Annotated in this window: 10 protein-coding genes; 2 read left to right on the top strand and 8 right to left on the bottom strand. The window is 46.1% G+C overall.

What is annotated here, in order from left to right:
- The first annotated feature begins 55 nt into the window (after nt 1-55).
- Complete coding sequence (locus V7K35_RS15700; protein WP_190899985.1) at nt 56-814, top strand: Crp/Fnr family transcriptional regulator; 759 nt, start codon at nt 56-58, stop codon at nt 812-814.
- Nucleotides 815-892: 78 nt separating this feature from the next.
- On the opposite strand, the gene V7K35_RS15695 is transcribed toward V7K35_RS15700, so the two are convergent.
- From V7K35_RS15695 to V7K35_RS15660, 8 genes are all read right to left on the bottom strand, one after another.
- The gene (locus V7K35_RS15695) at nt 893-1,939 is read right to left on the bottom strand and encodes a PstS family phosphate ABC transporter substrate-binding protein (protein ID WP_335080182.1); all 1,047 of its coding nucleotides are present in this window, start codon (nt 1,937-1,939) and stop codon (nt 893-895) included.
- 205 nt (nt 1,940-2,144) lie between these two features.
- A complete protein-coding gene (locus V7K35_RS15690; protein ID WP_335080181.1) occupies nt 2,145-3,122 on the bottom strand; it encodes a hypothetical protein in 978 nt (325 codons plus the stop codon).
- A gap of 96 nt (nt 3,123-3,218) precedes the next feature.
- A complete protein-coding gene (locus tag V7K35_RS15685; protein WP_335080180.1) occupies nt 3,219-5,291 on the bottom strand; it encodes a phospholipase C in 2,073 nt (690 codons plus the stop codon).
- 140 nt (nt 5,292-5,431) lie between these two features.
- Nucleotides 5,432-6,052, bottom strand: a complete 621-nt coding sequence (locus V7K35_RS15680) for a PEP-CTERM sorting domain-containing protein (RefSeq protein ID WP_335080179.1) — start codon at nt 6,050-6,052, stop codon at nt 5,432-5,434.
- 479 nt (nt 6,053-6,531) lie between these two features.
- On the bottom strand, nt 6,532-7,926 hold the full coding sequence (locus V7K35_RS15675) for an ABC transporter substrate-binding protein (protein WP_335080178.1): 1,395 nt from the start codon (nt 7,924-7,926) through the stop codon (nt 6,532-6,534).
- A 65-nt stretch (nt 7,927-7,991) separates the two neighbouring features.
- Complete coding sequence (locus V7K35_RS15670) at nt 7,992-9,068, bottom strand: PstS family phosphate ABC transporter substrate-binding protein (protein WP_335080177.1); 1,077 nt, start codon at nt 9,066-9,068, stop codon at nt 7,992-7,994.
- A 25-nt stretch (nt 9,069-9,093) separates the two neighbouring features.
- Complete coding sequence (locus tag V7K35_RS15665) at nt 9,094-10,494, bottom strand: serine/threonine-protein kinase (protein ID WP_335080176.1); 1,401 nt, start codon at nt 10,492-10,494, stop codon at nt 9,094-9,096.
- A 484-nt stretch (nt 10,495-10,978) separates the two neighbouring features.
- The gene (locus tag V7K35_RS15660; protein ID WP_334796335.1) at nt 10,979-11,992 is read right to left on the bottom strand and encodes a LysR family transcriptional regulator; all 1,014 of its coding nucleotides are present in this window, start codon (nt 11,990-11,992) and stop codon (nt 10,979-10,981) included.
- Nucleotides 11,993-12,204: 212 nt separating this feature from the next.
- Between V7K35_RS15660 and V7K35_RS15655 the strand changes: the two genes are divergently transcribed.
- Complete coding sequence (locus V7K35_RS15655; protein WP_335080175.1) at nt 12,205-12,927, top strand: NnrU family protein; 723 nt, start codon at nt 12,205-12,207, stop codon at nt 12,925-12,927.
- Nucleotides 12,928-13,187: the final 260 nt, after the last annotated feature.

The raw sequence follows: 13,187 nt of genomic DNA, 5'->3' as shown, positions 1-13,187 counted from the left end.
TGGCGCTGTTAGGCGTTAAGCCTCGCCAACACAAAGACACTCCTTGCACCTTTTCATGACGTCTTTGTCTTCAGCCGAACGCTCTTTGTTACCTATGCAATCTCCATCCTCCTTTTCTGAGGCATCACGGCCTTTTTTAACTTGGCAACGAATTCTTGACTGGGCTCAAGAACACTACCGCTGCCGTACCTTTAGCAAAGATGAGCGCATTCCAGCCCGACCTGGATTGCTATATTTGGTGCAAAGGGGTGCGATCCGCATGGTAGGAACCGCCCAAGTGAGTGCGACTGCCAGTCAGCTAACGTCTCGACGAATCAACAGAACTCCAGAAGAAGCGTTTTTGGGTTTTGTGGGAGCGGGACAGCCATTTGAAATTGTTGCCCAATCACCATTCACACTCCAGGCTTACGCCCATGTTGACCAAACTGCGGTGCTATGGATGTACTGGCATGACTTAGACAACTGGCCTCACTTCCGTCGCGAAGTTATGGATGCCTTTAGGTATCAGCACCAGCGTAAGCTGCTGTGGCTGAGTGCCTTGGGACAACGCCGCACAATTGACCGCCTCTTAGGATTTCTCACATTGTTAATTGAGGAATATGGAGAGCCAGCAATGAGCGACACTGATCCTGATGTGATTCGCGGTTATTGTCTGCCCTTCCCCCTCACCCATGCCCAAATTGGGAGCGCGATTGGTTCGACTCGTGTCACCGTCACCCGCTTGATGGGTAAGCTGCGTCAACGCGGCTTAATCCTCACCCAAGGGGATAATCTCATTTGCTTGCCAGCAGAATCGATTAATAGAGCTGGTTAAAGCACAGTTCAGAGCGGCGATTTCCGCCACTCTGTCTGAGTACGATGGGCTACGCCCCGTCGGAGGCGATCGCTCTTGTCAGCGAATTTTGACAAACCCAGCTTGGCTAATCAGTTCCTGTCCTTGCTCAGTCAGTAGTAAGTTGGCGTAAGCGACACCTGCTTGCTGCTCAGTCTGACCATTCTGTTTGACCACCACAAACAGATTGCGAGTAATAGGGTATTTTCCTGATTGGAAAGCCTCAGTGTTCAATTTGTTCCGTTTACCAGGACATTCAGACGGGAGGACAGAAGGTTCTTGGTATGGAGCAATGTATTGCCCTTGCGTCCGCCCCAACGGCAAGGCTTTGATAGAGCATTGAGGAATCACTTCTGGGGCAGAAGCGTAGTAGATGCTACCAGGACTACCAGCCAATTTTTGCAAGGCTTGGGTGGTTGTGGAGATAAATTCCACATTGGAGCTGAAAGCTTGACCACCCAAGATGTCTTGAACAAAAAGTTCGACTGTACCGCCATCAACAATGCGGCGAGAATAGGGCTTAATCGGGATATTGGGGCCGCCCACCTGGCTCCAATTATTGATTTTGCCTGTATAAATTGACTTTAACTGTTCTATCGTTAGTCCTGAGATATTCAGGTTAGGGTTAACTGCGACTGCCAAACCATCAATTGCCACAGGAATTTGTTTCAAGGTGAACCCACGCTGCTGGGCACGGCTTAACTCCTGATCTAGAATTGGTCGGGAGGACTGGGCAAAAGCTAATTGACCGTCTATCAGCGACTGGATACCAGTACCAGAACCAGGAGATCCATTGCTGGGTTCTACATAGCGCAGCCGAAGTTCTGGTCGCGCCGCTTGAATTCCTGGATCAACTACCAGTCGAATCGGTGCCCAAGATGTACTGCCTCCGTAATTGAATAATCCTGTAGGAACATCCTGTACTGAGGCAAAAGTCTTGCCACTAGGTTGTTCTGATGCAGTTTGGGGTGTTTTGGTGCTACCAGAATTAATTGTATTTAGGTCAACACCAGACTTTCTGGTGAACCACCAAAAACCTCCAGCAACTAGCCCTACCGTAATTAGGATGGATAAAACAAGAATAGGTATTTCGTTTTTTTGGGACATACTAAATTACCCGCGCGTCCATTCAATATAAGTGCTTGACTTGATAGGTGCTTGCTACTTGAGATTGTATTGGGAGGACGGGTGTTTTGTTAAGGAATTATGATAAATCCTAACTTCTGACTACAATAGATGCCAAGGTATAATAAATTTCCTCATCAATATATTCGCCAAAAACTTTGTCTGACACTTCTATGCTTAGTTGAAATTACTCAAGGAACGGGCTTAGAAGAAGTCCTCCTTGGAGATGGTTCGCATTTAATCCACGATCAAGCCTGAGTAGGGAGCCTTTCCCCAGATGGCGATCAAAGATGTCGCCATAGTTGCCTACAGATACGAGAACGCGGCGCTGCCACTCCTGATCGAGACCCAGTTCTGGTGCAAAGATCGGCATCGCTCCAGCACCACCCGCATACCAGGGCGTTTCCGGTCTTTCTGCATTGATCAATGTATCCACTGTCCACGCGACGATCGCAGACCACTGAGCGTCCGCGGTTCCGGTTGCAGCGATCACCGGAAAGGTCGTCAGTGACTCCGGGAGGATGCGGCTCGATAATCGGTTTATCCCAGCGTCGAGGCGGATATTTGCAAGGGTCGTGATCTCACCAGCGATCGCGTGGCAATTTTGCACGTTGTATGTATCTATCATCTCCCCGTCTTCAGAGAATGGTCGACGGAACCAGTTCTTATGGAGTGCACCGAAGTAAGCTGTCAAGCTCCGCTCGACCGAACTGCCAATCATAAAGCAGATGCTTTCTTTGGCCAGGTCGCTGACGTGCTGTGCAGCCGAGGTGGACGCCACCATTACCGCATTGGATTCTACGAAGATAGTAGGGCCAGGTACCAACTTGCCAGCCAGCTTTTGCTCGTCAATCTCCGATCCTGTGAGGAAATATACGTCGTCCTGCTGGTTACGCACAGCATCGAAGTCCTTCGGCGTTTCGTACTCATGATATTCGATGCGGTCAGCAGATCCCAGTACGGCGGCGGCGATCGCCCGGCAGACGTCGACGTTGAGACCACTCCAGCCTCCTGGCTCGGCTTGAGTTGCCAGACCTGTCCGCTCGACGCTGCCACAGCGAACCACATTGTGTTCCTTGACACGTTTGATCACAGAACCCGCCTGAGCAGTGGAAATCGAGCAGTTGACACCAAGCAGAGTCAGCAAGACTAAGATAAAGCGCATGAATTATCCTCAGGGAATGTCGAAAAATGGGCATATTTGAAGAGTGCTGAATAAGTAAAGTGAGATTCCCTACTTCTTTACTCAGCACTCAGCACTTTAGGGGTTAGCCACTGGATAAGTACTTGGTAGTGAGTTAAAGCCCTTGGGGATTTTGTTGACTATCCCCTGACGCTTGTCCTCCGGCGTAACTCCGATCGCCCGGCAGCCTTGCCCACCGTAGTGCGGTAGTGTGTTTACAACGCTGTCTGGAATCTTTGCAAACGAGGCTGGCAGTGGCGGCGAAACACCGAGTAGGCGCTTCGGATCAAAGCCCGATAGTAGGCTGTCGGTGATCGGCGAATTGATGTCCCGTGGGCCGAGGTACTTCTGCTCAAATCCTGGCGGCCCGAACTTGTTGAACTGTGGGGAGTTGCCAGCAGCAAGTGCCTGTACCTCATCGGGCAGGCTGGCAAGTGCAGGTAAACCAAAGATCGTGTTAATCGTCTCGATCACCGAGTTGTGATCGCCCTCGACGTGTGAGACGGCGTGCGTCCGGGCGTAGGGTGAGATTAGGATCAGTGGCACACGGACACCACGGGAGAGTGGCAGCCCGTCAGGGCCATAGGACAAGATCCTCGGTGGCACATGATCGTAGAAACCATCGGACTCGTCGTAGGTAATGATGATAGCACTTTGCTGCCAAAGCTTGGGATTTGAGGCGATCGCGTTGATCACCCTGGCCGCCATCGCTTCGCTGAGCTGGCGATCAGTGTAGCCCGGATGATCATCATCACCCGACTTCGCCGCATTAATCGCGGCGATTTCATCTGCGGGTGTGTTAGGGTTCGTAATCGGCGGCTTCAACCCCTGCTGGTTCGTGTAGCCACCACGAATATAGAACACGCCACTTTTGGGCAGCGCATTTTTGGCTATGTCGCTAAAAAAGTCATTCAGCCCACGGAGATTTTTGCTCACCTCTGGCGTGTTGGCGATATAGCCGAAATACTGTGCGCCGTTGTGATGGGTGACATAGGCATTGTGCGAGGCGACTCCGTTAGCATCGGTCGGTTCGAGATCGTAGCCTTCTTGATACCAGCGCCAATTCACAGGCTCAGTTCGGAGTTTCTGGATATAAGGGATATCCTGCTGAACGTCGGCTAGATCGAATGAAGGATTCCTGTTACCAGCCAAGACCGACCGAATATTGCGCCCCTGGAAGGTGAGCGGCAGACTGGCGAAGGTCAGGTTCGAGGAGATGTTGTTATCGGCGTAGCTCTCTCTTGTACCAGCAGGTTGCTTGTTGTTCGTTGTTGTGTCGAATTGGGAGCCATAGAAGGGCTGTGGATCGTTGACCAGGGGTACACCCTGCGTCGTGCCAGTATGGCTGCCCACAGTGTAAGATTTACCACTCGAACCATGCTTCACCCACTGCGTTTCACCCGACTGCCCCGCGATCATCGCCACCGCATTCGGGGTTGAGGGCGTGTCTTCGGTTGCAAAGATGTTGTCGAAGACCGTAAAGCGACTAGCCCACTTCCAGAAGAACGGAATGGTGTCGCAGTCGATGTGCGACATGACAAGGCGGGCGAACTGCTTGCCCTCAGCAATGTTAGCTGCTCCACCCTTCGACGCGAAGCGTGTGTACTCGTCGGAGGCGAACTGATCCATCTGTGGCTTGCCGTCCACAACGTGGAGCTTGGTTGCAAGTCCGGTGTGCGAGTGGTCAACGCTGTCAACGACGCTGGAGTTCTGCTCAGGCCCGAGCCGGAATGGCTGAACTGTGACGGTCTTGCCTTTAGCATCCGTATAGCTCTGGGTGAAGCCCGGCGTTTTCTTTGGGTCACGAGGCTTTTGTCCATCTGAGTAGAGTCCGTTAACACCGGGCAATGTGCCATACTCGTTGTCGAAGGAGTGGTTCTCGTTAAAGATTACGAAGACATATTTGATCCGCTCGTGAAGCAGTTTCGTGAGCAACTTCGGCGGCAGCTTGGGTTCCTTGTGCGGATCATTTAAGTATCGCGTCACGTCTGGCGTTACATTTGGCTGAGTTGTGACAATTGAGTTTGCTGGCAATGCTTCATGTCCAGAGGCATCCTCTGCGATCGCCGAGCCGAGAAACATCGACGGTATGATTGAGGACGGTAGTAGCAAGAGTGTTAGAGCAAAATAGAACTTTGTAAATCGTTTCAAAGCACATCTCCTTTGTAATTCTTATTCATATACCGCAAGCGATTGATTTAAAATAGATATTTGGCTTCCGCCGCGCTTTATTAGTTCCGAAATTCAGAAGAACTCAACACCTTTGAGCAGAAGCAAAATTATGCCGCTATTTAAGCTTTTTGCTTTCTTTTCAGCCACAAACTAATAGTAGTAACAACTACTGTTCCAGCAAAAGTTTGAGGTTCAGGAACAGGCTCACTTTTAGCAAAAGTAACGGCAGTAATGCCGGAGCTTTGGACACTTCCCAGGTTACTGTTGTCCAAAAATTTTCCATCATTGGTACTACCCGTACCTGTGAGATTTCTGTCAAAATATAGTTCTAAACTGTACAAATCATGGTTTTGCTTTGTCAATAAGCCTGCGTCTGCAAAAGCAAGTATGTTTTCTTGAATGTAAGCTGTATTGCCAGCCAAACTGTTAGATAATGTTCGCAAAACAGTATTGTCATTAACTAAGTTGACAGTCCAACTTGTCAAATCTACAAAAGAACTAGAAGTGGGTAATTGATCCATATCCACTGTGTAAGTCCCATTAAAAGAACCATTTGCTAAATTCATAGGTAGCCCTACTGAACCATCAAGAGCCGCAGGAGCAAAATTTCCTGAAATATTAAATGTTTTCAAGTTGACAGCGTGGGCAGGATCTGTACCAATAGCTGCAAGCATAGCGAAACCAAGCGCTGCGGTAGCAGTTGCTTGCGATAACCTTTTTAAAGGTGTTGCATTCAGCATAATTTTGCTGTTAATATTTTTGCCCATAGTTTAGAAAAGTGCGTTCTTTGCACACCGAAAATAATGCCAAAGTGAAGACACTGCTGTGGCTAGGCTTGAAGGTATAAAGAAAAATCTAGAAGTCAGATTGGTACAATTTTCATCGCATCAAATTATTCTTGATTTTCCCCACAAAGGACAAGGTATTAAACAACTCGTCCATTAGCCCTCTGGGTTCGGCAGTTACTCACTTGGGAAAACCTCAAGATTGCACTACCTCACCAGGTGCTAAAAATCCCCACTTCTGTATTTTGTTACCTGAAAATTAATGAAAAGTTAAGGAAAAGCAAAGTTTATTAAATAGTCATGGCAGTATTACCCCGATTTCTCACAAGTGAGAAAAAAGCATTCAGACAATCTGGATAGCAGATAAGTAAGGTAAAGAAAGATAAACTAGGCTAAAACCCTGCTGCCTCGTGCTCTCTGCCTTTCTTCGATGATTATCGCACTGGTTCAAAGTCATAACCAGCGCCAGAGCGAGAACCAGGAACAATTTTCACAAGTTTGACTGGCGCATTGCGATCGCCTGATGCTAAAAACCGAATTGTACCAGAAGCGCCAGTGGCAGAATAGTCAGAGGAGAAGAGTGCTTGTTGGACTCCTGCTCGTGTGGGATTGCGTTTTAATGCCTCAATCAGAGCTACAGTGGCATCATAACTGAGGGCGCTTCGCCAACTCACATCACCGCCCCATAACTGGCGTGATTTCTGGGGAAAATCTGACTTAGGATCGCTATCAATATGCCAGGGAACTGCCAGTACCATCCCCGTAGCTTGTTCTCTGCCAATTTCTAAAGTTTTGACGGTGTAAACATCATCTCCCGCCAGCAGAGTTAACTTTTTCTGGTTAATCTGAATTACTTGTAACGCTTTATCCAGAGTTTCAGTGTTAGCAGCTAACATCAACACTTCTGCACCTTGCTTAGTTGCTTGTTCTAGACTTTTAGCCGCACTAAAATCCACCTTGGATAAGTCAAATTCGCTGGATACTTGTCCACCCTCTAAGGAAACAGATGAAACAAACTCAGACTTTAAAGACTGGCTATAGTTACTCTGAGAATTAAAGAAAACAACTGCATTTTTTTTCTGCAAGGTTTTCACCATGTAGTTAGCTAAACTTCTAGCAGCCATAAAATCACTGGGAACCGTGCGAAAAACGTAGCGGCTAAAGTTAGAAATTTTTACAGATGTGCTGGTAGGAGATATGGCTACAAGTTGTCCAGAAGTATAGATAGTACCTGCGGCTAAGGTGGAATCACTAGTATTCGGCCCAACTACACCTAATACTTCTGAATTGGTGACTAAGTTGGAAGCGATTTGCTTGGCTATTTCTGGATTGTCATCGTCGTTAGCTATCCCTACCCTCAACGGCACTCCCTTGACTCCTCCAGAGCTATTAACTTGATTTTGGGCTTGGGCGATGCCACGTAAAATTTCTAAAGCAGCATTAGGGTCAGTGCCGAATGGTACAGAAGCCACAATGGTGTAGCTCTTGGAACTGATGCGGGCATTGTTAAGAAAAATTAATGCTTCTGGATCGTTACGGTTGAGTTTTAGGGCAGCTGTGAAATTAGCGATCGCTTTATCATAACTTTTAGCAGCGATCGCCTGTACTCCTTCTTTTTTTGCAGGAGAAATGTCACCTGGAGTCAAAGTTTTTTCCCCAAAACTAATCCGGTTTTCTAGGGATGGATTGCTGCCTGTTTCTTGATTTGAAATGATGGTATTACCAATTTTGAACCCACCATTAGTAAACCACCAAAAACCACCGCCAACTATTCCAACTGTCAGCAACAGAGCCAAGGCTAAAATTGTGGTTTCATTCTTTTGTGACATAAAGAAATTTGAATAAAATAAAAATGTTTATTATTTGATTATTTTGTTAAATCTAACCGCTTTGATCATTTAATTCTGACAAATCCAGCCTTTTGGATCAGTTCTTGACCCTGAGGTGTCAGCAACCAATTTGCATAAGCTTCGCCAGCTTGCTGATCTGTTTGACTATTCTGTTTAACAATTACAAATAAATTGCGGGTAATTGCATAGTCACCGCTACGAAACGCCTGAGTATTCAACTGATTACGCTTAGTGGGACATTCAGACGGAGGTACAAAGGGTTCTTGGTAAGGAGGCACAAATTGACCGCTTGTGCGCCCTAGTGGCAAGGATTTTATCATACACTGGGGTACAACCTCTGGGGCAGAAGCATAGTAAATTCCGCCAGGATTTGCAGCTACTTTTCGTACTGCTTCAGTGGTCGTGTTAATATAACTAACGTTGACAGCAAAATTCTCTTTATTTAAAATATTTTCAACAAAGAATTGCACTGTACCCCCAGCTTCTTTGCTACGAGAATAAACTGTAATTGGTAAATTTGGCCCGCCCACCTGTTGCCAATTAGTAATCTTGCCCGTGTAGATATCTTTGAGTTGGGCGACAGTTAAACCAGGAATGTTGAGATTGAGGTTAACTGCGATCGCAATTCCATCAATCGCCACTGGAATTTCTTTGAAACTAAATCCTTTTTGTTTAGCTTCTGTATTTTCTTCAGCCTTAACCGAGCGAGAAGATTGAGAAAAAGCTAGTTGATTGTCTATCAACATCCGAATGCCAGTTCCAGATCCTGATTCACCTGACGGAGGTTGAGTATAGCGTAAAATAAACTGAGAGCATTGGCTTTGGAGTACGGAGTCTACGTCTTTCCGAATAGGTGCCCAGGTTGTGCTACCACCATAATTGAATGTCCCCTCTGGGAGATTGGGCACGTCACATTTGCTGATGGTATTATTTGTCTTACCAGTCTCTATAGGCTTAGGAACAGAAATGGTATCTCTGGGATTGCTATTCTCCGACTGGTTCGCAACAAGTTTATTTAATTGCGCCCATCGTGCCATAAAAAACCATAAGCCACCAAAGATTAAGCCAATGGTAATGACTACGGCTAAGAAAAGGCTAAGTGTTTCGTTTTTCTGAGACATAGGTGGCTGTTAAGACCAGGAGTTTTTAAAGTAACAGAGATAATAATTTATAAATAAGTCGAAATACGGCTGTTAATGAAATGGCTATTAAACCTGCTGCAACTGATAAAAAAACTACTGTCTGAATACCAAGACCCCCTTGTAAAAAGGGGAGAAAAAAAATAATCGCAAAAGTAATTGTCGGAATAATTAATAAATCGAACTTTTCAATCCACCGCCTGGTTTGGGCAAATATCAGTATCCCTAAAATCACACATGCAACAGTGAAAGTAGCTATTGGTAATTTTACTAGACTGGAGAGGGCGATCGCGATCAATGCCCCCTCAAATCCACTAAATGCCGCCCCACCCAATAATTCCACTGTAGAAAACGCTGGCTGAGTTGGTGGACGGCGGGGGACGACGGGACTGGAACTTTTAGGTGGTTGTGTTGGGAGTGTTACAGAAGGCGAATTAAGTTGTGTCGCGGCTAGAGGCTGTGAGTTAAGTGCATCTAGAACCTCCTGGGCTGATTGGAAGCGCTGATTAGCAGCAGGTAGCAGCATTTTATCTAAAATATCAGCAAGGCGAGGGTTGATAGTCACTTGCGGTCGCCATTTCCACTGATTGGTATAGGCATCAAATAGTTGAACTGCTTCCTGATTTGTCAACAAAGTAATAAGAGTTATAGCTAAAGCGTATAAATCTGTAGATGGAAATACTTGACCTCCAGCCATCTGCTCAGGTGGTGCAAATCCCATAGAATAAATTCCTGTGGAAGAAGCAGCAGAACCAGATGCAGCGTTTGTCACAAGCTTAACTGCGCCAAAATCTAGAAGAAAAAGTTTACCATCACGACGGCGCATGATGTTAGACGGTTTAATATCTCTGTGGATAATGCCTCTATGATGGACAAACTTTAGCACCTTCAGGATTTCTTGCAGCACCTCCAACACTTGCTGTTCAGAAAATTTGCCTTGTTGAACTAATTCTTCCTCTAGGTTTTGCCCATCAATATATTCTTGTACCAAATAAAAAAACTGGTCTTGCTGTCCTGGCTGCAAACTATTAACTATCACTGGAAAGAAGGCAAACAAGTCAGGAATTTGCTCGTGATCGTTACCAAGCTGTGCTAAAACTTCTGCTTCTCGCTCAAACATTATCTGTGCTTGTTGCAGTTGAGTTAAAGTTAAATTACCCGCTGGTTGAAACTGCTTAACTACGCATTGACGCATTCCGGGAATTCGGCGATCGCGTGCCAAAAACGCTGCTCCAAACCCCCCTCTTCCCAGCAGCTTAATTGTCACATATCGACCATCTAGCAGCAGTGGCATCCCACAGGTAGTACAGTACTTTTGCTGCGTTGTTTTCAGCGTCGTAATATCATCTAAATCGGCAAAATAGTTTTGTGGGCGTGGGCAACGTGGACGAGTACAGTAAACTTCCATTTTCGTGATTAGTCATTAGTCAAAATAATTCGTAATTGATAATACTCGCCTCTGGCGAGAAGCAAGCTATGTAATTCGTAATTCATTCAGGCTACAGAGCGACTAAATTTATTTATAAAGAACAAGAAACTTTTTTCCTGATATCAAACCCCTAGCTTGCTATGGTACGCTGCGCGAACAGCTATGAGGTAATAATTACGAATTACGTAAGCGCAGCCTTTCCGTAGGGGATTACGAATTATTTGGTCATTGGTCATTTACAAAAAAACAAAGAACAAATGACAAAAAAAGAAGTATGAGCGCCGACTGACGGCGATAGCACAGCCTCAACTCTACCAGAGGCTCTGCCAACGAGTTTGCGTAGAGAGCATGTCTGGTAGAGAGGGTCTGGTTACTATTCCTGGAACCCTACTCAAAAGCCAAGCTACACGCAGCGGCGACCTCAAAACAAGGGTACAGAATTTCAAAGACTAATCACCAGATTTTAGTCTTCGCCGCCGGAGGTGGGCGTCCCTATATCTAATGTAGTTACCACTATATTTTTTTGTGGCAATGTTAACACATCTTGATTCCATCCAGGATTAGCAAACTGGGGCAAAATTTCCCGACTAAAAGCTTCTGCGGCCTTGGATCTATAGCGATTGGGATTAAAAATCAGCCACAGTGTCCGTTTGACGACGACGCCTTCAATGTTGGCACAGTGCAGAACACCCATTTGTAACTCTTTAGCGATCGCGCTAGTTGAAACAAAGGCAGCCCCCAAACCAGATTGCACAGCATTTTTAATTGCTTCAATGGAATTTAGTTCCATTTCAACTTTAAAACGTCTTGTATCAATCTCACAGCGTCCTAGCACTTGGTCAATTACTTTGCGGATAGTTGATTGGGAATCTAGGGCAATGAATTGTAATTTGTATAGCTCTTCTTTTTGGATTTTTTCATGTTTGGCTAAGGGATGAAATACAGGTAGAATCAGCGCTAGTTCGTCTTCAGCGTAAGGAAGAACTTCTAAAGATTCTGATAGTTCACCCGGAATTTCACCGCCGATAATTGCCAGATCAACTTGTCCGTTAGCGACACTCCAAGCAGTTCGCCTGGTGGAGTGGACGTGTAATTGCACTGCCACATCTGGATATTTGTGTCGGAACATCCCAATCATTTTGGGCAAAAGATAAGTGCCAGTGGTTTGAGAAGCACCGACAATCAAAGTACCGCCTTGGAGATTTTGTAAATCCTCGATCGCGCGACAGGTTTCCTGACACAGGCTGAGGATTTTTTCACCGTAACTTAGGAGTAGATGCCCTGCTTCGGTTAATTGGGCGCGTCGTCCGCCACGGTCAAATAAGGGGACATCCAGCTGTCGTTCGAGATTTTGGACTTGCAAGCTGACGGCAGGTTGGGAGACGTAAAGACTATCAGCAGCGCGCTTGAAGCTTCCTTCTTGAGCGATCGCTATTAAAATACGTAACTGATCTAAAGTGAAAGGAAGGTCAGACATAAGGCTCAACCCACAAACTTTGAAAGGAGCGGATGCACACAATAAATCAGGTTTGGCAGCAATCAGCTAGGCATGATTTGTTGCATATTAAACTTGAAGGCTTAATTTGAAAAAGACAGTAGCACAACATCTTGACTCAAGTCCCCTTTTGAACACTTTGTGGTATTGGTTGTACTGAATTCAATTTTCTTTAAATTACTTCACCCGTGTATATGTTGCTGATTTCTTGGTTGACACCTAGTCATTTTGTCATACTGGGGTTACAAATAGTTTTTGCGATCGCTCATAGTGGAGGTGCTGCTTTGCGCCCTTGGGCAGAAAAATACATTGGACCAAGGCTTTATCGCATTCTCTTTGCATTAGTCAGCTTAACGTTGGCTGTGATATTAATTATTTACTTTTTTAGGCACCGCTATGATGGTTTGCAACTTTGGCAGGTACAAGGGGTGCCAGGAGTGCGAGAATTTGTTTGGCTGCTGTCAGCGATCTCGTTCTTGTTTTTATATCCTGCTACCTTCAATCTACTAGAAGTTGCTGCCATTCAAAAGCCTCAAGTTCATCTCTACGAAACAGGAATTATTCGGATTACCCGTCATCCTCAGATGGTAGGACAAATAATTTGGTGTGTTGCCCATACTCTGTGGCTAGGTACTACCTTTACCCTTGTAACTTCCATTGGATTGGTGTTGCATCACTTGTTTGGGGTTTGGCATGGGGATCGCCGTCTGAGCGATCGCTATGGGGAATCCTTTGAAATTGCTAAACAACGGACTTCAATTATTCCTTTCAAAGCAATTATTGACGGCCGTCAATCTATCAAATGGCAGGAATTTATCCGCCCTGCCTATTTCGGAGTTACTATTTTTATAGTTTTGCTATGGTGGTCGCACCCTCTGTTGCTGGAAGCAACTAGTAGGATCAGATGGGAAATTTAGCTTAAAGAGCAAAAGCCTCTCGCCTACCCGTTCACGGTAGCCTTCTGCAGAAAAGCGAGGTGATGAGACGGTACTCACTCATGGGATTTCCCCCAAGATCCTTACGGGTGATGCTTGTGACGCAAAGGTAGCGCAGCTAAGGCCAGTCAGACGCTACGCGTAGCTTGCTTCCCCGTAGGGTACAAGTCGGGAAACCCCCTGTTAGCATCAGGCTCACCACACTGCTCCATTTAATGCGCCTGAGACGACGATTCTACCCC

It is taken from the genome of Nostoc sp. (genome assembly GCF_036917275.1).
GTDB lineage: Bacteria > Cyanobacteriota > Cyanobacteriia > Cyanobacteriales > Nostocaceae > Nostoc.
Note: the sequence above shows the minus strand (reverse complement) of the source record. Positions and strands in the feature narration are given on the sequence as shown.

Excerpts from the sequence above, each read along its gene's own strand:
- V7K35_RS15670 (WP_335080177.1), bottom strand. The coding sequence starts at position 9,068 with ATGTCTCAGAAAAACGAAACACTTAGCCTTTTCTTAGCCGTAGTCATT.
- V7K35_RS15665 (WP_335080176.1), bottom strand. The coding sequence starts at position 10,494 with ATGGAAGTTTACTGTACTCGTCCACGTTGCCCACGCCCACAAAACTAT.
- V7K35_RS15675 (WP_335080178.1), bottom strand. The coding sequence starts at position 7,926 with ATGTCACAAAAGAATGAAACCACAATTTTAGCCTTGGCTCTGTTGCTG.
- V7K35_RS15655 (WP_335080175.1), top strand. The coding sequence starts at position 12,205 with ATGTTGCTGATTTCTTGGTTGACACCTAGTCATTTTGTCATACTGGGG.
- V7K35_RS15690 (WP_335080181.1), bottom strand. The coding sequence starts at position 3,122 with ATGCGCTTTATCTTAGTCTTGCTGACTCTGCTTGGTGTCAACTGCTCG.
- V7K35_RS15660 (WP_334796335.1), bottom strand. The coding sequence starts at position 11,992 with ATGTCTGACCTTCCTTTCACTTTAGATCAGTTACGTATTTTAATAGCG.
- V7K35_RS15695 (WP_335080182.1), bottom strand. The coding sequence starts at position 1,939 with ATGTCCCAAAAAAACGAAATACCTATTCTTGTTTTATCCATCCTAATT.
- V7K35_RS15700 (WP_190899985.1), top strand. The coding sequence starts at position 56 with ATGACGTCTTTGTCTTCAGCCGAACGCTCTTTGTTACCTATGCAATCT.
- V7K35_RS15680 (WP_335080179.1), bottom strand. The coding sequence starts at position 6,052 with ATGCTGAATGCAACACCTTTAAAAAGGTTATCGCAAGCAACTGCTACC.